A 20,729-nucleotide genomic window follows, 5' to 3' on the forward strand; every position below is an offset into this window, starting at 1 on the left:
CTACTCCGTTTGCAATGCTGCCTTATTAAAACCTAAATTTTTTACAGTTCTTAAAACAAACATAACATCATCGTATTTTAAATTCTTATCAGCCCTTATGAAAACCGGCTCATCTGTTTTAAATTGGTTCTTAAGCAAGGCTAGATTATCCGCAAATGATATAAAATCAAATTTCTTATCATTTACAAAAACCTCTTTTTTAGCATTAACAGTTATAAGCAAACTCTTGACAGTCGCTATGCTAGAGCTTTTTTGAGAACCTGTTGGCAAATTCACTTTCTCATCATAAACTATGCTAGGAGCAGTTACCATAAGGATGGCTAATAAAACTAGCATAATGTCCACTAAAGGAGTTATATTTAACTCTGGTTTTTCGTCCAAAAACATAGCTTAAGCCTTCGCTATAATTTTAATCTCGCTATCAATCACACTTAAAAGCTCAAAGGCTCTTCGTTTTATTATCAAATGAAAGGTGTAAGCTGGAATAGCTACAAAAATACCACAACCTGTAGCGACCAATGCTTCACTAATCTTAGGTGCTATAATACTTAAAGAATTTTGCCCACCTAAGCCACCAAAGGTTTCTAATATAGAAACAACAGTGCCAAAAAGACCTATAAATGGGGAAGTAGAAGCGATGATACTAAGCCAAGTAAGACCAACGGTGGCTTTTTTCTCCGCTAAATTTTTATAAATTTCTAGGTGGTTTTTACTTGGTTCTTGACATTTTCGTAATATAGACTCAGTTTGAGTAATATCTTTTTGCTTAGTTAGCAAATCCTCTAAGGAATCTTTTTCTTTTGATGTCCAAACAGTTATGTATGTAAGTCTTGAAAAAAGAATGGTAAGGGACAATAAAAAATACAAAGAAAGCCAGAACAAAACTACATACGTAATAATGGTTGACTCTCTTAAAAAATGTAAGATAGATGAGAATTCTATCACTACTTTAATCCTGACCTTTTGTCTATATTTGCAAAAGTAGAAGCTAAGGCTACATTATCAGAACTCATAGACCTGATAAGCTCTTTGGCTTGCTCTAAATGTTGAGCTATCTCGCTTTCATCTGAGCCATTTATAGAAACTGCTCCTTTAGCCAAAATTTCAACCTTAAATTCATCCACTTTAGCATATCCAGAATCAATGGCAATCAATTCATGCTTAGAATCTTCTTTTTCAATATCTATAATACCAGCCTTCAAAGATGATAGCAAAGAAGCATGTCCTTTCAAAACACCGAATTCGCCTTCGCTACCCGGCAAAACTACCATCTTAACATCGCCTTTAAAAATCATTCCTGTAGGAGTTACAATCTCTACATGAACTAAAGAACTCATGGATTATCCCTTTAATTTTTCAGCTTTTTCTATAGCTTCTTCTATATTTCCTACCATATAAAAAGCGTTTTCAGGCAAGTGGTCGTATTTTCCTTCTAAAATGCCCTTAAATCCAGCTATAGTATCTTCTAGGCTAATGTACTTACCCGGACTTCCTGTAAAAACTTCGGCGACAAAGAAAGGTTGAGATAAAAATTTCTCTATTTTTCTAGCTCTTTCAACAGTTCTTTTATCCTCTTCGCTCAATTCATCCATACCCAAGATAGCAATGATATCTTGCAAGTCTTTGTATTTTTGAAGTACTGATTGAACGCCTCTAGCTACATTATAATGCTCTTCACCTATAATATGAGGGCTTAGAACTCTGGAAGTAGAATCAAGAGGGTCAACAGCTGGGTAAATTCCTTTTTCAGCAATTGCTCTATTTAAAACTGTCGTAGCGTCTAGGTGCGCAAAAACTGTTGCCGGAGCAGGGTCAGTCAAGTCATCTGCAGGAACATAAACAGCTTGAACAGAGGTTATAGAACCTTTCTTTGTAGATGTAATTCTTTCTTGAAAACGACCCATTTCGCTAGCTAGCGTAGGTTGGTAACCAACAGCTGATGGAATTCTTCCCAAAAGGGCTGACATCTCGGAACCTGATTGAGAGAATCTGAAAATATTATCTATAAACATAAGAACATCTAGACCCATTTCATCTCTAAAATATTCAGCCATAGTAAGACCTGTAAGTGCTATACGGTTTCTAGCGCCCGGTGGTTCATTCATTTGGCCGTAGCACAAGGCAACCTTATCTAATACTTTACTTTCCTTCATTTCGTTATATAAGTCATTACCTTCTCTTGTTCTTTCTCCAACACCAGCAAAGACTGAATAACCGCTATGTTTAAAGGCGACATTGTGTATTAATTCCATAATGATAACTGTTTTTCCAACGCCAGCACCGCCAAACAAACCTACTTTTCCACCTTTTTGATAAGGGGCTAATAAATCTACAACTTTTATACCGGTTTCAAAGACTTCACTCTTGGTGCTTTGCTCTTCAAAAGGAGGAGGGTCTCTGTGTATAATCCATCTTTTATCAAAATCAACCTCTTCGCCCTCGTCTATCAAGTCCCCGGTAACATTGAAAATTCTACCCAAAACCTTTTCGCCAACCGGTACAGATATAGGACTACCGGTTGCCTCAACCTTTATGCCTCTTACCAAACCCTCTGTCATATCCATAGATATGGTTCTTACTCTATTGTCTCCAATATGAGCAGCAACTTCCAAAACTAATTTATTTTTCCTACCTTCAGCTTCGAAATTAACAACTAAAGCTTCATTAATTTTAGGCAGATACCCTTCAAAATCCACATCAACAACAGGACCTAGAACTTGAGAAATTATTCCTTGCATATATTACACTCCCTTTTATTTCATAGATTCAACACCGCTTATAATCTCTATAAGCTCGGTAGTAATAGAAGCTTGTCTAGCTTTATTATACGCTAAGTCAAGCATTCTAACCATTTCTTTCGCATTTTTACTAGCATTATCCATAGCTTGCATTCTAGCACTATGTTCGGCCGCTAAAGAATTAATCAGAGCAAAATACATATTATACTCAAAATAAGTCTTTAAAAGCTCGTTAATCAAAGCATCATCTTCTGGTTCGGTATCTAAGGCTGAAGATGACTGTGCCTCAGCTTGAATTTTGCTAGGCTCGACAGGTATTAAGTGTTCTACTTTAAGCTCTTGAGTAATCATATTTTTGTACCCATGATACACTATATACACCTCATCACAATTTCCATCTATATAGTCTTGCACAGCATCTTGGATAAGCTCACAAGATTTTTCATAAGTAGGACTAGAACTAAGCTGTAAATAACTTTTGAATAATGGAATTCCTTGAAATTTAAAAAATTCTATGCCCTTTTTACCAACAGCTCTAAGTCTTACCTTTATACCTTTTTTCTCATAATCTTGCATTAATTCTGTAACCGCTTTGATAGTTTTTAAATTAAAACCACCACAAAGTCCCTTATCAGCAGTTATAAATATAATATCAACAGTCTTTACTTCTCTTTTGTTGAAAAATAAAAAACGTTTATCTATCGCTGCAAGTTTATTTATAGATAAAGATATCTCAGACAACACATCAACTATTTTTTGTGCATAAAGCCTAGATCTTTTAGCCGCTTCTTCAGCTTTTCTAAGCTTAGCTGAAGAAACAAGCTTCATGGCTTTAGTTGTTTTTTGAGTGTTGTTTGTACTCTTTATCTTTCTTTTTATTTCTTTTAAACTAGCCATAAAAAGCCTTTATATATGAGTTGAACTATATTCACTCAAAGCCTTTTGAATTTTTTCTTCCAATTCTTTATCTAAGGCTTTTTTACTTCTAATGGTTTCGAAAATATCAGGATACTTTGCTTCTATAAAACTATAAAGTCCACTTTCAAATTCGCCTATCTTAGATACTTCTATACCATCTAAAAATCCTCTAGTTCCAGCAAATATTAAAACAACTTGCTTTTCAACTGCAAGAGGGGAGTAAGGTGCTTGTTTTAGAATTTCCACAAGCCTTTGCCCTCTTTCTATCTGCTTTCTACTAGATTCGTCTAGATCGCTAGCAAACTGAAGAAAAGCTTGCAATTCTCTATACTGAGCAAGGTCTAGTCTTAAAGTTCCAGAAACTTGCTTTATAGCCTTAATTTGTGCAGCACCACCAACTCTAGATACAGATAAACCAACATTTATAGCAGGTCTTACACCGGAATTAAATAAATCTGTTTCTAAGAAAATTTGTCCATCTGTAATAGAAATAACATTTGTAGGAATATATGCAGAAACATCGCCAGCTTGTGTTTCTATGATAGGAAGGGCTGTTAGAGAGCCTGCACCTAAATCATCATTAAGCTTTGCAGCTCTTTCTAGCAATCTTGAGTGAAGATAAAAAACATCGCCCGGATATGCTTCACGGCCTGGAGGTCTTCTTAATATCAAAGACATTTCTCTGTAAGCAACAGCGTGTTTTGACAAGTCATCATATACTATTAAAGCATGTTTTGCGTTGTCTCTAAAATATTCTCCCATGGTAACACCAGCATAAGGAGCTAGGTATTGCAAAGCGGAAGGATCTGAGGCGCCAGCACTAACAACTATGGTATATTCCATAGCACCGTGTTCCTCTAGTTTTTTAACAACCTGAGCAACAGTGCTTTGCTTTTGACCTATGGCAACATATATACATACAACGCCTTGACCTTTTTGATTGATTATAGTATCTATGGCAACTGTTGTTTTTCCGGTTTGTCTATCGCCTATTATGAGCTCTCTTTGACCTCTACCTATAGGAACCAAAGCATCTATAGCCTTTATACCCGTTTGTAAAGGCTCGTGAACGCTCTTCCTAGCCATAATACCCTTGGCCTTTTCCTCTACAAAGCGGAATTCAGTAGCATCTATACCACCTTTAGAATCTATAGGCTCACCCAAAGCATTTACCACGCGTCCTATCAAGGCTTCTCCAACCGGAACTTTAAGTAGTTTTTTTAATCTTTTTACCGAACTTCCTTCTTTTAAACCATCACCTTTTCCTAAAAGAACTATACCTACACTAGACTCTTCCAAATTTTGAGCCATACCTTTGTCGCCATTTTCAAACTCAACCATCTCCCCGGCCATAACATTTTTAAGACCATAAACCTTAGCAACACCGTCAGCTATGGAGATAATCCTTCCTGTCTCTTCTATTTCAAGGTTTAAATCAAAATTCTCAATTTTTTCCTTAATGATAGAGCTAATCTCGTCAGCTTTAATTTTCATACCATTTCTCCTTAAATTGTTTTAAGTATATAATCACTTATTTTTGTTTTAAAAGTTTGCATAGAAAAGGATATTTCATATCCTAACTCATCTAGGCTAATCTTAACACCGCTATCTTGTGCTGTCTTATTATCAAGCTTAATATTAACAGCAAATTTCTTTGACAGAGACTCTTCAAGCTTTTTAAGCTTTGAAGCTTCTATAGAATCCTTAGAATACACAATCCCACTATAAATTTGCTCTTTTAAAGCCTTTTGTCTTTTTAATTCAAGGACTATATCTGGGATTAGGGCTAATCTAGAATTATGCAATAAAATTTTCAAAAAATTAACTATACTCTCTTTTGGATTATCAAAAAAAGACAAGATTAAAGAAAGCTTATCTTCTTTTTTTATGTCAAAAGAATTTATAACATCAACAAATTTTGATGAGGAAAAAGCTAAATCTATAGCAGATAAAGACTCAAAAAAATCGTCAAAATCTTTTCTATTTAATATGGCTTTAGCATACCTCTTAGCTAACACATCATTCATTAAGATACCTTTTTAAGTATTATATTTACAATATCATCTTGCTTCAAAGAATTCTCATCAAAAATCTCAGACAAAGCCTTGGCTATAACATCTTTTTGCATTTTTCTAGACTCGTAAGCTTGTTGTTCATCAAATGCTTTTTCCAAAATCAACATATCATTCTTTGCATCACTTTTTATCTTTTTTGCTATATTTTCAGCCTCTTTGTGTGCTAAAGATATGGCGCTAACTGATTCTTTTTTTGCATCTTCTAGACTTTTGATAGCTTCTAATCTTTTGTTCTTACTTTCTAAAACCTTTTTTTGTATATCTTCTAATCTAGATGATATGCTTGCTATACGGTTTAGATAAAAAGACTTAACAGGCTTGGCTAAAAGATAGAACAATATAGCAACAAAAATTATAAAATTCACAGTTCTAGGAACTATATCATACTCGCCAGAGCCACTTGGAGCAGCTAAGACAAAAGATGAAAAACACAGTAAAAATAATAAAACTCTCATAAAATAATCCTATATATTTTTTATATTAGCATTCAAGGCATTTTTCCACTCAGGCACAAAAGCTTTGAGTTCGCCTTCTAGCTTTTCTTTATCTTTGGCTAATTCTTTATAAAATAAAAGCATTTTATCCTCTAACTCTTTTCTTTTTTTACTCATCTCAGCTTCAGCTTCAGCCTTGGCACTTTCTATAGCTTTTTGTTTAATTCTAGCTATTTCTTCTCTAGTATTTTGTTTGATTTTATCTAGTTCCTCGGCAACATTAGACACTTCTTTGAAATCTTGCTTAACTTTCTCCTCATCACTTCTTATACTCTCATCTCTTTCTTGCATAAATTTCAAAAGTGGTTTGTAAAGTAGCAAATTTAAAGCAAAAATCATTAGTAAAAATACAATAATAGTAGTAAGCATGGTGGACAAATGGACATCATCAAACATAATAAATTACCTTTACAATTTCTTAATAGTTTTTAATTATAACTAAAAATGGAAAATTAGCAAAATTTTTAGTTCAATATTTTACTCAACTGTTTAATTTTTTCCACATCGTTTAAAGTAATGCTTAATTTATTTTTATTTAAAGAGCACTTTAATCCTAACTTTTCAAAGGATATTTTTAATTTATTAAGCTCATTTTCTAAATTCAAATCAAGCTCTTTATCTGATTTTTTATCTGTTTTTTTGGAATTATTTTTAAATTTGCTAATCAAATTCTCAGTTTCTCTAACACTCAATTTTTGACCTATTATGGTATCAACTATCTTTTTTTCATCGTTTAAATCAAGGCCTACAAGTACCTTGGCATGTCCTTGTGAAAGCTTGTTTGAGGCTATTAAATCCTGAGTTTGCTTGCTTAAAGATAATAATCTCAGGGTGTTTGTAATCTGGGTTCGCGATTTGTGTATTATGGATGATAGCTCTTCTTGGGTTATCTTGTATTCTTCTATCAAGCTTTTATAAGATAGAGCTAGCTCTATGGGATTTAAATTTGCTCTTTGTATATTTTCAATTAAGGCTAATTCTCTCAATTTATCTTCATTTTCTTTTAAAATAAAAGCTTTTATGCTAGTCATTCCCAAATTTTGACAAGCACGAAACCGCCTTTCTCCCGCTACTAAAATATAAGAATGGTTGTCTTTTTTAAGTAAGGCCACAGGTTGTATTAAACCGTAGTGTTTTATAGAATCAGCTAATTCGTTTAAGGACTCATCGTCAAAATGCTTGCGTGGCTGATATGGATTTGTCTGAATTTTATCTATATCAATCTCTTCAACCGAGCTAGTACTAAAGCCTAATTCTTTACCGTAAGCCTCATCAACATCACCTAAAATACTGCTTAATCCTCTGCCTAATACCATTCTCTTTGCCATAACTATCCCTACATAAGTGCGGAAGCTAAATTCCTATAAGCTATAGAACCTGGCGACTTGATGTCGTAAAGCAAGATAGGTTTGCCAAAGCTTGGACTTTCAGCTAGTTTTACATTTCTAGGAACTATTATAAAATCTTCATTTGCGTCAGTATTTACAAACAAATGCTCCTTGAAATTTTGTTTCAAATCCTCAAAAGTAACCTTAGATATATTATTGGTAGCACTATACATAGTAGGTAAAAAGCCCTTAACCTTTAGTTTTGGATTAATGGTTTTTTTAACTATCTTTATGGTATTTAAAACCATGGCAACGCCTTCTAATGCGTAATACTCGCACTGAACCGGTATTATAACACCATCGCTAGCTGCAAAAGCATTTACAGTTATGCTGCCTAGGGCTGGCGGAGTGTCTATGATTATATAATCATAATCAGTAATTATCTCTTGCAATCTATTTCTAAGCACAGTCTTAAGTTCAACCGTTTCATCCTTAGCAAGCTCTTGCTCTACACCTACTAAGCCTATATTTGACGGCGCTAGGTGCAATTTTAAAAGTTCGGTTTTTAAGATAATATCAGCAAATTTCTTTTTGCCTGTGAATACATGATACATATTATATTCATAATTATTTCTATTAAAGCCCAGTCCGGTAGTTGCATTGGCTTGTGGGTCAACATCTATCAATAATACCTTTTTCTCGGCTACGGCTAAAGACGCTGCTAAATTTATAGCTGTTGTAGTTTTCCCGACACCGCCCTTTTGATTGGCTATAGCTATTACTTCACTCATCTTAAATTATACATCCTTTTGTTTTCAAGTAAAATAGAACCATCTTCATACAAAGAAGCCTCTTGTAAAGAGTATTCCCTCCCATGAAGATGTACCTTATAAGCTCTTGATTTTTCAAATTCTACTATATAATTTCTAAAAATCAGCTTCCACGAAATTTTTTTTTCAATTTCTTTTAAATACTCTTGTATTAAGTCCTCTAAACCAATATCTATGTCAAGCACGGTTGCATAAGGCGGGGCGTATTTTAGGTTTAATCCAATACCAACCACAATAAAATCATCAATCTTTGCACTTATCAAGCCACCCACTTTTTTATCATCAAGATAAATATCATTTGGCCATTTAAGCCAAACCTTAGAGCCATTTTTATTCAAAACAGACTTCATTAAAAAGCCAAAATAAATACTTATGGAATTTAAGGGCAAATCAGCAACCAAAGAACTTTGCTTTAAGCAAAAATTAAGATGTAGATTGCCCGGCTTGCTCTGCCACTCATTATCCCTGCTGCCTACACCATTGTTTTGATTAAGAGCGTAAATAGCAAGCTCCTTATCTATCTCTTTGCTGCGAATTTTATCGCACATAAAGGTATGAGTTGAATCAACGCTTTGGATACAAATAATCTCCACTTTTAAGCCTTTTTCCATTTAAATACTGCTTTGCGGTGCAAATTTTTTTGCCAGGTTCTTGCAATTTATGTATCAACAAAGTTCCTTTTTTGCAAGATAAAACCACATCCTCGCCTCTTATTTCCAAAATCTTAGCCTTGTCATTTACGCTGCTTTCATCCAGCAAGCTTATATCTATAAATTTAAGTCCGGTATCTAAAAAAATTCCAGGCCAAGGATAAAAGGCTAAAAATTTTTGATACACAGCCCTAGCCTCGTCTAAATTTATGAGTCCATCACTTTTGCTGATTTTTTTACAAAATGTAGCCTTACTTTCATCTTGTTTTTTAGGAGCAATTTTTGCGAAATTTTTTAAGGTGCTAATACAAAGACTTGAGGCCTTTAAACTAAACATATCAAAAACTTCATCCGCTCTTTTATCTTTTATTTCAAGCTCAATGCTTTCTAATACATCCCCGCTATCAAGCCCTTCATCCATAAGCATAGTGCAAACACCGCTAATTTTATCTGCGTTTAATATAGCACTTTGTATAGGACTTGCACCGCGGTATTTTGGCAGCAAAGATGTGTGAAGATTGATGCAAGGACATATATTAAGTATTTCTTTAGGTAAAATTTTTCCATAAGCAGCAACAACTATAAAATCTGGCTTTAAAGCCTTTATAGTGTCTATAACTTCAGCATCTTTTAAATTTGATGGGGTAAATACCTTTAGATTATGCTCAAGAGCTATAAGTTTTACAGCACTTGGGCTAATGATTTGTTTGCGTCCAACCGCCTTATCGCTTTGAGTAAAAACTGCTAAAATATTAAAATTCTCTTCTATTAAGCTTGATAAAATTTTGGCAGCATAAGCTGGAGTTCCCATAAAAACGATAGAATTTTTAACACCCATAAAATAACCTAAAGAAAAATTTGAAAGCCAAATGATAACGAAAAGAAAATAAAGCTTAGATAAAAAGAAAGCTCTTAAAGAGCTTTCTTTTTTTTGTTAATTTTCAGCACCCTTAGGAGCAGAAAATGCGGTAACTTCCGGGAGCTCTCCTGTGAATTTTTCTATATTCACAAGTCCTGTGTGAGAGATATTGCCATTTGCTAATTCTGAGGTTGGTAAGTCTAAGGTTAGACAGTTTGCACTTCCATACTTGCAAAGACCGTTATCATCAGGGTCATACCAAGCACCCTCGCATAATCTCACAACGCCCGGCATAATATCATTGCTAACCACAGCACCAGCTAAAACCTGACCTCTTTTATTAAAGACCCTCACAACATCGCCATCTTTAATGCCTAATTTCTTAGCGTCAGCTTTGTTGATTAAAATAGGCTCTCTGCCATTTACTGCGTACTCATCTCTAAGTGATGTATGGCAAAGCTGAGAGTGAAGCCTATTGGCCGGGTGATTTGTAAGCAAGTGAAAAGGCGCTTCAGGTGTTGCATTACCCAAATACTCAGCTGGTTCAAACCAAGCAGGATGTGGCTTGCAGTCTTTGTATTTGTATTTTTCTATGCTTTTAGAATAAATTTCAATAAGGCCTGATTCAGTTCCTAAAGCATTTAAAATAGGGTCTTCTATAAATTCAGCATGTCTTACCCACTCTATACTTTCCATGGTTTCATCAAATTTAATAGGCTCATTCTTAGCCCAAAATTCCTCAAATACAGGCATAGGAGTGGCAAATTCAGCACCATAAGCTTGAGTTTGCTTATAAGCACTATCGTAGTATTCTTTAATCAACTGCATAGGGGTTTTGCCGCCATCTGTGTATGCATCATAAACTTTTTGGCCATAAACTTTACACAAATCAGCAAAAATCGTGTAATCATCTCTGCTTTCGCCCTCTGGCAAGACAGCTTGCTTCATAGGAGTTATATGCATATTAGAATAATCCCCTGTCATAGCGATATCATCTCTTTCATAAGATGAAGTAGCAGGCATAACTATATCGGCCATTTTTGCAGTAGGCGTCCAATAAATCTCATTTACAACAACTGTTCGCGGTTTTCTCCAAGCTTTTACGAAATTATTTGTATTTTGATGATGAACTATAGGATTGCCACCAGCCCAATAGATAAAGTCTATTTTTGGATATTTTACAGTTTTACCATTATGCTTTATAGTTTTGCCAGGATTTTGCAAAACATCAGCTATTCTTGCTAAAGGAAAGGTGTATGATGTACCTTGCTGTAGCCAAGCAGGACCGCCTGAAGCTTGATTTGCCTTTGGCATACCAACAAATTTACCATTTTTCCAAATTCCAACAGAACCTGCTGTAATTCCACCTAAAACACCGCCTTTGCAGGTTGGAACACCGCCATTTGAGTAGTGATAACTAAGGCCAAAGCCTCCTCCTGGCGTGCCTATTTGTCCTAACATAGCGCTAAGAGTGGCAATCATCCAGTGCGGTTGCTCTCCGTGATGTGCTCTTTGCATACCCCAACCGCTCATTATCATGGTAGGATTGTCATAAAACTGCTCTGCTAGACTTTTGATTACTTTTTCATCTAGTCCGCAAATTTTACTAGCCCAAGCTGTATCTTTTTTCACACCATCACTCTTGCCATCAAGATAATCTTTAAATTTCGCAAAACCAACCGTATAAGTGTCTAAAAATTCATAATTGACTTTATTTACAGATATTAGGTGAGAGGCCATTCCAAGCATCATAGCAACATCTGTATTTGGTCTAGGGCTTATCAATTCAGCCTTTAAGTATTTGCAAGTCTGAGTTCTAACCGGGTCTATACAAATCACCTTAATATCACTATCTCTTAGCTTATCAAAATACTGAAGCCCTCTTTGATCATTTACACCCCAAGCAATTCTTAGAGTTGAAAGCGGGTCAGAACCCCAAATAACTACTATTTTTGAATTTTTTAATATACTTTCCCAAGATGTTTGTTGCTCATAAACTTCTAAAGAACCCATTACATAAGGCATTATAACCTGTGAAGCACCAGTTGAGTAATCTCCTGAAACCCCAACAAAGCCTCCTGTAACATTTAAAAATCTGTGTAATAAAACCCTAGTGTTATGAACCCTACCAGATGAGTACCAACCATAGCTTCCGCCAAAAATCGCTTGAACTCCTTTACTATCCCTAGTTTTTTTAAGCTCTCTAGCTATAAGCTTTATAGCCTGGTCGTAACTTACTCTAACAAATTCTTCCTTGCCTCTTAACTCAGGTTTTGGGTTGTTTGGATTTGCTAGATAGCTCTTTCTAACATAAGGATATTTAACGCGGGATTTATAGACCATGTCTGCTGTGTAATGCTGCAAAGGGTTGTCATTGTTTGTGATTTTTTCCCAAGGCTCACTTTTTGTGATTTTGCCATCTTTAATAGTTAGTTTTAAAATTCCCCAGTGTGCTGCAGTAATTACTGTTCCATTTCTAACTAAGCCAGAATTTATACTTGAAGCTTGAACTGTTTTACCAGAAACAAGACTTGGAACTAAAGGTAGGAAACTTAAACCAGCACCGATTTTTAAAAATTTTCTTCTATCTAAAGACATATTATTTTCCTTTCTTAAAATCTCTTGCATTTTTTTGCAAATATTCTATGACAAGCCATCTGTCCTCTTTTGCTATGCCGGTTCTATCAGCCATAGAGCGAAACTGCGCTGGCCATTGATTTGCTGTAAATTCATTTTCTTTATGAACCGTGTGACAAATTCCGCAATTATCTGCGTATAAGCTTCTTGCTCTGCTTAGCATTTCTTTATCTGAGCTCGCAAAATCTTGCTTATCAGCCCAAACTTCAATAGTTGCTCTGCCCCACCTAGTAGCCGTTCCTGCAGCTTTGCTTTTAAATTTCAAAGGAGCATTCTTTGAAAAGGCTGCAACTATAATCCTTTGGCTGTTGTTGAAATACAAAACCGACGGAGCCGCAGGGTTTACATAGCCGCTAATCCTTAGCAAGACCTTGTTGCCCTCTGTTCTTACAACTTGAAAAGGATTTGTAGGAAGCAACCTACCTTGAACCTTAGTATCATCTTTGTTGAGATAAAGAGATACAACCTTATCTGTGTATTTGTTTGTATTGGCTAAAGATAAACTTAGCATCAGCACAGAAAATAACAGAATTTTTTTCATAATTCACCGCCTGTAATAAATTAAATCTTTAGTATTTTTGCGAATTTAAAATAATATTATTCTTAAATAAAGCAATACTATGAAATAAATTTTGTATAAATGGATATTTTATATTATTCTTTATTGATATAATTTTAAATTTGTGTATTTTAAAAAAGCTTAGATGTGAATTTCATATAAAGAAGTTTGATTTAGAAATAATTTTGTTTGCAAATTTTAGTAGATATAGCCTGAGACAAAATTTGAAAGCTTTAAGATTTCGATAAATTTTTTGCCAAGATGTAAGTAAATTTACTTCAAGCCCTAAAATCAAGTCTTTTTCTTGCTTGTATTAAAGCATCTTCCCTTCTTTTTGCCTCAAGTCTTTCTAATAATTCTTTATGAGCTTTTTGCATATCCTCGAACATCTGTGTGAGTGGATCTGTATATTTATATTCTGAATCTTTGCTTCTATTTGCATCTTTATCGACTATCCCAGCTCCTTGCACTATCACGGGATTATTTGGATCAAATTTTAATACATTACCATCATTCCAAGCACTTCTTACCTCTTGCAAACTCATAGACTTATCAAAGCCTGTTATTTTACCCCATCTAGTAGTTTCGCCCTCTATTGTATACATATTTGCGTTTATTATAGCTACTAAAAGTCCTCCTTTAGTGATAGAGCCATCAGTATTTGTATATTTATCAGCAGTGGTATCGAAAAAAGAATCATAACCATCTTTTTTATTATTATTGTTAAATATATCATCTACACTAAAAAACAAAGGGCTTGTTTTTATGTCATTGTTGTTGTTATAATCAAAAGATAAACTTAAATTTTCATAGTCTTTATCTATTATCTTATCTATTTTTAAACTTTGGCGATTAAACTCATATCCTTGAGGCAAATTTTTTATCTCATCTAAGGTAAAATTTGCTTTTGAATCTAGAGTATCCTTATCTATGAGCTGAGATAAAATTTTATAAGCATTGCCAACAGTCTTTGCTATGTCTATATTTTCGAACACCTTAATCATAGAGCTAGTATTTTTATTTGCCCAAAAATCAACCAAACTTTGCATAGTGCTTGAGTGAATTTTTATATCAGCTGGGATATTTGCAGCCTTGTTAAACTCGCTTGTAAAATATCCCTCTTTATCTATTTCATAGCCTAAGACTTCGTTTTGGTTTTTGTACACACTTGCTTGATTATTTTTTAAAACTTTATAGTTAATATTATTATTTGTATTAAAATTATTAGACAAAAAAGATATATTCATTTTACTCCCAAGAAGATTAATATATTTCTTAATTTTATACAGTAAAACAAATCGTCAAATTTGAAAATAGCTTTATGAAATTTAGTGTTTAAATTTATATCTTGTGTAAGAAAGTAAAGTTAAATTTTTAATTTAATCTTTATATAAATTTATTATTTATCTTAAAATTTAAAATTTTAATTAATTTAACTTTTTATCTAAGATTATTTTTAAATTTAAACTTTTTTAATATATCACACTTTAAAATCTATCTTACTCTTATCTACTTTAAATAACTTTTCTAATAATTCTAACACATCAGTCCCCTTTTTTCTTTCATTTTCTAAAAAAGATAAAAAGAAGTTTTTAGCTATATCATCATAAGTAAAAGTTTCACTTTTACTTTCAGCTTGTATGGGGGTGAAGGGCTTTTTATCTTTAGGAGTTGGGTTATAATTGTCTGAATTATTTTTATTGTTTAAATTATCTGTTTGAGGGTTTTTATTAAGTGGAATTTGTAATTCTAGCATTTCTTTTTTGAATTCTGTTATATCATCGTGCTTTGACATAAGACTTAAGATAGTTTTAAAATCATCTAAATTTCCACTTGTTAGAATTTCATTAAGCTCTATAGCTAAGGCACTTTCTATTCTACCAAAACCAGCACTCATACCAAGCACAGTAGCTTTACCTTCTATCATAACCCTGTGGGGAGAATTTTTAAAAAAGCTTACAAAAAGACCGCTTTTGCTTAGCTTATCATCTTTTAAATAAGCTTCTTTGCTTAATCCTTGTAAAAGCTGATTTATATCTAAATTTTGTTTTACTTCAAAGTTAGAAAAGGTAAAATGCAAAGAACTTGGTAAATGTCCTAGCAAATTTGCATTTGAACTCATTATCTTTGAGTTAAATTCATCATACTTTTCATAAGTTTTTATCACAGTTAAATTTTTTATATCAAGTTCATATCCGATAGCTAAAGATTTTAAGTCCTCATTGCTCATAAAATCTTTGTTACCAAGCTTTAAAGCAGAAAATACCTTGTAAGCATTTTGCATACTCTTTGCTATGTCTATGCTTGTAAAAATATCTTTATTTTTGTAAGAATTTACTAAATTTTCTATATCCTTTGCATAAATTTTATAATCTTTTGGTAATCCTGTTTTTTCATTAAAATCACTTGTAAAAAAGCCTTCACTATCTACACCATAGCCTAAAATTTCACTTACAGCTTGGCTTTTGTCTTTGACTAAATTTTGATTTAAATTTTTGTTTAAAGATAAATTTTGATTTTTAATATTTTCTAAATTTTGACTGTATAAATTTAAGTTGTTAGATATGAACATTAAAAAGCCTTATTTATTCTTTTTTAAAAATTTATTTTCATGAACTGTGAAGCTTATCGTCAAATTTAGAAAAAAGTTTAGTTTTAAATTCATGTTTATAAAAATGCTCAATAGAATATAATTAATAAGAAAAACCGTATCTACATCAACAAATACGATATTCTAAAATCACAAAAACTACAAGGCAAGCCAAAAAATGGAAGTAAAATCAAAGTTAAAACCACAAACCCGCAATCCAATCAATCAAACCATAAACAAACTTCACAATCAAGCAAAAACAAATATAAATAAAAAGTAAAGAAAAAATTAAATAAAATCTATAACAAATAAAAAATAAAAGACAATAAAATTTCAACAACTTATATAAATAAAAAACAAAGAAACAAAACCCTATTTAGAAAAAACTCAAGAAAAACAATAAAGCCACAAACAAAGCAATTAAAAGGCTATAAAATTAAGCAAAGAAAAAAAACAAAGCAAAAGCCGATAAAAAGCCAAGCAAAAACTAAAACCAAGACAAAGAATAAAAACTAATACAAAGCCAAAAAAGAAAGATAAAAAAAATAATAAAAGCAGTTAAAGTATATATAAACAAGTCCGCAATGAGCTACTTTCCCCCTGCCAGTAAGGCGTAGTATCATCACCCACGATGTGCTTAGCTTCTTGGTTCGGGATGGAGCAAGGCGTTTCCACATCTGTATAATCACGGACATTGTTATTTAAATGTTTTTAAGGCTATTTAAAAAACTAAGATAATATCTTAAGCTTTAAGAATAAAAGTAGCTCTTAAGTTTATAAAAGCTTTTTAATTTAGGATAAATCTTTATTTTACTTTAGCTTTTATTCTCATATCTTAGTTTAAAGATTTAATTTCTTTGATAATTAAGCTTAAAATTTAAAGCACTTAAAGCTTTTAATTATTTATCTTTTAAACCTTAATCTATCTCACCTTAAATTTAACAATCTTTCCTAAGTATAAAAACACTTAAAAAACAATGTTAAGAGCAAGTTTTAAAAACATTTCCAACTATATAAACCTTAGCAAGGAAGTGATGCTTAATAAGATAAGCCAAACGTTCTATTAGTACTGGTCAGCTAAAAGACTTTCATCTATTACACACCCAGCCTATCAAAGTGCTAGTCTTGCACAGAACTTAGAGAAGATTCATCTTAGAGTTGGCTTCACGCTTAGATGCTTTCAGCGTTTATCCTTTCCAAACTTAGCTACGCTGCGATGCTCTTGGCAGAACAACAGCTACACCAGTGGTTTGTTCAACCCGGTCCTCTCGTACTAGGGTCAAATCTCTTCAATCTTCTTACGCCCACGGCAGATAGGGACCGAACTGTCTCACGACGTTCTGAACCCAGCTCGCGTACCGCTTTAAATGGCGAACAGCCATACCCTTGGGACATGCTCCAGCCCCAGGATGCGATGAGCCGACATCGAGGTGCCAAACCTCCCCGTCGATGTGAGCTCTTGGGGGAGATCAGCCTGTTATCCCCGGGGTACCTTTTATCCTTTGAGCGATGGCCCTTCCACACAGAACCACCGGATCACTAAGACCGACTTTCGTCTCTGCTTGACTTGTATGTCTTGCAGTTAAGCTGGCTTATACCTTTATACTCTACGAACGATTTCCAACCGTTCTGAGCCAACCTTTGTAAGCCTCCGTTATTATTTGGGAGGCGACCGCCCCAGTCAAACTACCCACCAGACATTGTCCCACTTGAGGATAACTCAAGCTGGTTAGCTACCCAAATAAGAAAGAGTGGTATCTCAACAATGGCTCATATACAACTGGCGTCATATACTCAAAGCCTCCCACCTATCCTGCACATTCTTATCCAAATAGCAGTGTCAAGCTGTAGTAAAGGTCCACGGGGTCTTTCCGTCTTGCCGCGGGTAGGAGGAATTTTCACCTCCACTACAATTTCACTGGATCCCTCTTTGAGACAGCTCCCATCTCGTTACGCCATTCATGCAGGTCGGTATTTAACCGACAAGGAATTTCGCTACCTTAGGACCGTTATAGTTACGGCCGCCGTTTACTCGGGCTTCGATCAAGAGCTTCGCTAATGCTAACCCCATCAATTAACCTTCGAGCACCGGGCAGGCGTCACACCCTATACATCCTCTTGCGAGTTAGCAGAGTGCTGTGTTTTTGGTAAACAGTCGGGAGGGACTCTTTGTTGTAAGTTTCCTTGCTTTCGGAGTAAATCCTAATACAAGGCGAACCACACCTTATACCGAAGATACGGTGCTATTTTGCAGAGTTCCTTAAAGAGAGTTCTTCCACGCGCCTTAGAATACTCATCCCACCCACCTGTGTCGGTTTACGGTACGGGCAACAGCAGCTAAACTTAGAAACTTTTCTTGGCTCGACAGCATCAAGGGAATTTCTATCCATCCGAAGACTTCAAAATTCTCATCGACCTCAGAGTATTGCCATACGGATTTGCCTATATGACCTCCCACATCTTTGAACTAGCACTTCCATCCGCTAGCTCCCTTTAGCTCTAAGCGTCCTTCCATCGCACACTGCTGTTGGTGCTGGAATATTAACCAGCTTTCCATCAACTACCCATTTCTGACTTGTCTTAGGTCCCGACTAACCCTACGATGACGAGCATCGCGTAGGAAACCTTGGGTTTACGGCGTTAATGATTCTCACATTAATTATCGCTACTCATGCCTGCATGCTCACTTCTATTTACTCCAGCACTCCTTACCGGTATACCTTCGACGCAAATAGAACGCTCTCCTACCGCTTACACACAACTTAAACTATCTATAAGTTTATCCTAAGAATATTTTTACTGATTTTACTAAGTTTTACTCATATCTTTGACTTCATAAAAATCAGTAAAAATATAACTTAGTTTTTAATATTCTAAACTTAAATAATCTAAGTTGTGTGCAAGCCTACAGCTTCGGTACTTACTTTAGCCCCGTTATATTTTCCGCGCAAACTCACTAGACCAGTGAGCTATTACGCTTTCTTTAAAGGATGGCTGCTTCTAAGCCAACCTCCTGGTTGTTTGAGTAAGTTCACATCGTTTTCCACTTAAGTAAGATTTAGGGACCTTAGCTGGTAGTCTGGGTTGTTTCCCTCTTGACGACGGATTTTATCACTCGCCGCCTGACTGCTGTGATACCACTAAAGGTATTCGGAGTTTGATAGGGTTTGGTACATTGGTGTATGCCCTAGCCCATTCAGTGCTCTACCCCCTTTAGTTACTTCACAACGCTATACCTAAATATATTTCGGAGAGAACCAGCTATCACGAAGTTTGATTGGCCTTTCACCCCTATCCACAAGTCATCCCGGGGCTTTTCAACGCCTATGGGTTCAGTCCTCCACTAGTTCTTACACTAGCTTCAACTTGCTCATGGATAGATCACTTCGTTTCGGGTCTGCAGCATCTGACTTAATAGCCCTATTAAGACTCGCTTTCGCTACGGCTTCGCGTGTGCTTAACCTTGCCAGACACCACAACTCGCAGGCTCATTATGCAAAAGGCAGTCCATCACCCTGTATTGCTACATAGGGCTCTGAATGATTGTAAGCAAATGGTTTCAGGTTCTATTTCACTCGGCTCACCGCCGTTCTTTTCACCTTTCCCTCACGGTACTTGTGCACTATCGGTGTAGTATTAGTATTTAGGGTTGGATCGTGGTCGACCCGGCTTCAGACAGAATTTCACGTGTTCCGCCCTACTCAGGATACTGCTAGCTAAAGTTCATCTTTCGCATACGGGACTATCACCCTCTGTGGCTATACTTTCCAGAATGTTCTGCTAGATTTACTTAGTGCATATTGCAGTCCTACAACCCCCAGTGCAAGCACTGGGTTTGCCCTCTTGCGCGTTCGCTCGCCACTACTAACGCAATCTCTATTGATTTCTTTTCCTGTAGGTACTAAGATGTTTCAATTCCCTACGTTCGCTCCATAAATGGTAGTGTATATCTCTATACACTGGGTTGCCCCATTCGGAAATCTAGGGATCAAAGCTCCTTGACAGCTCCCCCTAGCTTATCGCAATCTAGTACGTCCTTCATCGCCTTTACTACCCAAGGCATCCACCATTCGCTCTTAGTAGCTTACCTATTTCTAATCTTCTTTAACGTCAAGGCAAAGCCTTGACTAAGAAGCAATACTAAAGGCCTAGCCCGTCCTAGCCTAAGCTAATAGACTAAATAAAAGGGTAAGGACTATATAAAAGCTTAAATTTATAAACTAGATTAAAAAATAAAAGCTTGTATTACTTCTTAATTTAAGATTAGTGCATAAAAGTTAAATTTAATTTAACTTCTACCTTTATTCTAAAACGCATCACTTCCTTGTTAAAGTTTATAGTATGAGTAAAATCTTAAATCAAGACGGAAAGTCTAGCTTGTGAATGCTAGATTTATTTATATACTTAAATTACTACTAGCTATATTAGTTTATATATGCAATATAAAAACATAAAAAAGTCATAATAAAAGTATGAGAATTAAAATTTAAACTCGCTTTAACAAGTTCAGTAAAATTGTTTTTATAAAACTTGCTTGTGACTCTTAACAATAATAAATAAAAGAACAACACTAAAACATAAGTAAGGAGTAAAACTCACATGAATATGCAAAGTGAAAGTTGAAATTATACGAAACTAAACTTAAAAATAGTTAAATTTAATAATTAAGTTTTTAAGTTTTTTGGTTTTTTGGTTTTTTATTTGGTTTGGGGTTTGAGGTTGGAAGGGTTGGGGGGGGGGGGGAAGGATTATTGAGATTGTAAAGAAAATGTTGAGGGAGGGGGCAAATTAAGCAATGAATGAGCAATCTAGCAGTTAAATTTGGACATAGAAAAATGAGTAACAACTTGTGAATTTTATAAAGAAAAATTTATATGTATAGACAATGCAAGAATGGCACTTAAAGTTCTAAAAAATAAAATAAAGAGATGAAAAACTGAATTTTAAAAAACTACCGTTTGATTTTTGCAAGAGAAATTCAAATCAATAATTTAAAAATCAAAAAACCTCTCATCGTTTTATCTATATCTTCATTCAAGCTTTAAAATCTA

General features: G+C 34.6%; 17 protein-coding genes and 2 rRNA genes. All 19 read right to left on the minus strand.

Annotation, left to right across the window (positions count from 1 at the left end; genetic code table 11):
* The 19 genes from CAV_RS06780 to CAV_RS06870 all read right to left on the minus strand — a co-directional run bounded on the left by CAV_RS06780 (position 1) and on the right by CAV_RS06870 (position 19,768).
* Entirely contained in the window at positions 1-387 is a 387-nt protein-coding gene (locus CAV_RS06780) for an ExbD/TolR family protein (RefSeq protein ID WP_094325765.1), read from the minus strand.
* A 3-nt stretch (positions 388-390) separates the two neighbouring features.
* Positions 391-942, minus strand: a complete 552-nt coding sequence (locus tag CAV_RS06785) for a MotA/TolQ/ExbB proton channel family protein (protein WP_094325813.1) — start codon at positions 940-942, stop codon at positions 391-393.
* Positions 943-944: 2 nt separating this feature from the next.
* Complete coding sequence (gene atpC / locus CAV_RS06790) at positions 945-1,337, minus strand: ATP synthase F1 subunit epsilon (protein ID WP_094325766.1); 393 nt, start codon at positions 1,335-1,337, stop codon at positions 945-947.
* 3 nt (positions 1,338-1,340) lie between these two features.
* Positions 1,341-2,738: a F0F1 ATP synthase subunit beta gene (atpD, locus tag CAV_RS06795; protein WP_094325767.1), complete on the minus strand. Its 1,398-nt coding sequence runs from the start codon at positions 2,736-2,738 to the stop codon at positions 1,341-1,343.
* Positions 2,739-2,753: 15 nt separating this feature from the next.
* On the minus strand, positions 2,754-3,635 hold the full coding sequence (atpG, locus tag CAV_RS06800) for an ATP synthase F1 subunit gamma (protein ID WP_094325768.1): 882 nt from the start codon (positions 3,633-3,635) through the stop codon (positions 2,754-2,756).
* A gap of 9 nt (positions 3,636-3,644) precedes the next feature.
* A complete protein-coding gene (atpA, locus tag CAV_RS06805; RefSeq protein WP_094325769.1) occupies positions 3,645-5,150 on the minus strand; it encodes a F0F1 ATP synthase subunit alpha in 1,506 nt (501 codons plus the stop codon).
* An 11-nt stretch (positions 5,151-5,161) separates the two neighbouring features.
* On the minus strand, positions 5,162-5,683 hold the full coding sequence (locus tag CAV_RS06810; protein ID WP_094325770.1) for a F0F1 ATP synthase subunit delta: 522 nt from the start codon (positions 5,681-5,683) through the stop codon (positions 5,162-5,164).
* A complete protein-coding gene (locus CAV_RS06815) occupies positions 5,683-6,186 on the minus strand; it encodes a F0F1 ATP synthase subunit B (RefSeq protein ID WP_094325771.1) in 504 nt (167 codons plus the stop codon). The genes CAV_RS06810 and CAV_RS06815 overlap by 1 nt, the downstream gene beginning before the upstream one ends.
* Before the next feature lie 9 nt (positions 6,187-6,195).
* Positions 6,196-6,621, minus strand: a complete 426-nt coding sequence (locus CAV_RS06820; protein WP_094325772.1) for a F0F1 ATP synthase subunit B family protein — start codon at positions 6,619-6,621, stop codon at positions 6,196-6,198.
* Positions 6,622-6,689: 68 nt separating this feature from the next.
* Positions 6,690-7,553 (minus strand): ParB/RepB/Spo0J family partition protein, encoded by an 864-nt coding sequence (locus CAV_RS06825; protein WP_390088993.1) that lies wholly within the window; start codon positions 7,551-7,553, stop codon positions 6,690-6,692.
* A gap of 8 nt (positions 7,554-7,561) precedes the next feature.
* The gene (locus CAV_RS06830; RefSeq protein WP_094325773.1) at positions 7,562-8,344 is read right to left on the minus strand and encodes a ParA family protein; all 783 of its coding nucleotides are present in this window, start codon (positions 8,342-8,344) and stop codon (positions 7,562-7,564) included.
* Positions 8,341-8,994, minus strand: a complete 654-nt coding sequence (locus CAV_RS06835; protein WP_094325774.1) for a biotin--[acetyl-CoA-carboxylase] ligase — start codon at positions 8,992-8,994, stop codon at positions 8,341-8,343. The genes CAV_RS06830 and CAV_RS06835 overlap by 4 nt, the downstream gene beginning before the upstream one ends.
* On the minus strand, positions 8,948-9,871 hold the full coding sequence (fmt, locus tag CAV_RS06840; RefSeq protein ID WP_245807399.1) for a methionyl-tRNA formyltransferase: 924 nt from the start codon (positions 9,869-9,871) through the stop codon (positions 8,948-8,950). The genes CAV_RS06835 and fmt overlap by 47 nt, the downstream gene beginning before the upstream one ends.
* Before the next feature lie 96 nt (positions 9,872-9,967).
* Complete coding sequence (locus CAV_RS06845; protein ID WP_094325775.1) at positions 9,968-12,490, minus strand: molybdopterin guanine dinucleotide-containing S/N-oxide reductase; 2,523 nt, start codon at positions 12,488-12,490, stop codon at positions 9,968-9,970.
* A gap of 1 nt (position 12,491) precedes the next feature.
* Positions 12,492-13,070: a cytochrome c3 family protein gene (locus CAV_RS06850; protein WP_169711641.1), complete on the minus strand. Its 579-nt coding sequence runs from the start codon at positions 13,068-13,070 to the stop codon at positions 12,492-12,494.
* Between the two features lie 296 nt (positions 13,071-13,366).
* The gene (locus CAV_RS06855; RefSeq protein WP_094325776.1) at positions 13,367-14,335 is read right to left on the minus strand and encodes a Cj0814 family flagellar-dependent secreted protein; all 969 of its coding nucleotides are present in this window, start codon (positions 14,333-14,335) and stop codon (positions 13,367-13,369) included.
* 233 nt (positions 14,336-14,568) lie between these two features.
* The gene (locus CAV_RS06860) at positions 14,569-15,660 is read right to left on the minus strand and encodes a Cj0814 family flagellar-dependent secreted protein (RefSeq protein ID WP_094325777.1); all 1,092 of its coding nucleotides are present in this window, start codon (positions 15,658-15,660) and stop codon (positions 14,569-14,571) included.
* Positions 15,661-16,254: 594 nt separating this feature from the next.
* Positions 16,255-16,371 (minus strand): 5S ribosomal RNA (rrf, locus tag CAV_RS06865).
* A 349-nt stretch (positions 16,372-16,720) separates the two neighbouring features.
* Positions 16,721-19,768 (minus strand): 23S ribosomal RNA (locus tag CAV_RS06870).
* Between the last annotated feature and the right edge of the window lie 961 nt (positions 19,769-20,729).

Origin of the sequence: Campylobacter avium LMG 24591 (genome assembly GCF_002238335.1) — a bacterium.
In the GTDB taxonomy this organism is placed as follows: Bacteria; Campylobacterota; Campylobacteria; order Campylobacterales; family Campylobacteraceae; genus Campylobacter_D; species Campylobacter_D avium.

Coding starts and splice junctions, on each gene's coding strand:
- CAV_RS06820 (WP_094325772.1), bottom strand. CDS start 6,621: ATGTTTGATGATGTCCATTTGTCCACCATGCTTACTACTATTATTGTA.
- CAV_RS06855 (WP_094325776.1), bottom strand. CDS start 14,335: ATGAATATATCTTTTTTGTCTAATAATTTTAATACAAATAATAATATT.
- CAV_RS06860 (WP_094325777.1), bottom strand. CDS start 15,660: ATGTTCATATCTAACAACTTAAATTTATACAGTCAAAATTTAGAAAAT.
- atpG (WP_094325768.1), bottom strand. CDS start 3,635: ATGGCTAGTTTAAAAGAAATAAAAAGAAAGATAAAGAGTACAAACAAC.
- CAV_RS06825 (WP_390088993.1), bottom strand. CDS start 7,553: ATGGCAAAGAGAATGGTATTAGGCAGAGGATTAAGCAGTATTTTAGGT.
- CAV_RS06835 (WP_094325774.1), bottom strand. CDS start 8,994: ATGGAAAAAGGCTTAAAAGTGGAGATTATTTGTATCCAAAGCGTTGAT.
- CAV_RS06810 (WP_094325770.1), bottom strand. CDS start 5,683: ATGAATGATGTGTTAGCTAAGAGGTATGCTAAAGCCATATTAAATAGA.
- fmt (WP_245807399.1), bottom strand. CDS start 9,871: ATGGGTGTTAAAAATTCTATCGTTTTTATGGGAACTCCAGCTTATGCT.
- atpD (WP_094325767.1), bottom strand. CDS start 2,738: ATGCAAGGAATAATTTCTCAAGTTCTAGGTCCTGTTGTTGATGTGGAT.
- CAV_RS06830 (WP_094325773.1), bottom strand. CDS start 8,344: ATGAGTGAAGTAATAGCTATAGCCAATCAAAAGGGCGGTGTCGGGAAA.
- CAV_RS06815 (WP_094325771.1), bottom strand. CDS start 6,186: ATGAGAGTTTTATTATTTTTACTGTGTTTTTCATCTTTTGTCTTAGCT.
- CAV_RS06780 (WP_094325765.1), bottom strand. CDS start 387: ATGTTTTTGGACGAAAAACCAGAGTTAAATATAACTCCTTTAGTGGAC.
- CAV_RS06845 (WP_094325775.1), bottom strand. CDS start 12,490: ATGTCTTTAGATAGAAGAAAATTTTTAAAAATCGGTGCTGGTTTAAGT.
- CAV_RS06850 (WP_169711641.1), bottom strand. CDS start 13,070: ATGAAAAAAATTCTGTTATTTTCTGTGCTGATGCTAAGTTTATCTTTA.
- atpC (WP_094325766.1), bottom strand. CDS start 1,337: ATGAGTTCTTTAGTTCATGTAGAGATTGTAACTCCTACAGGAATGATT.
- atpA (WP_094325769.1), bottom strand. CDS start 5,150: ATGAAAATTAAAGCTGACGAGATTAGCTCTATCATTAAGGAAAAAATT.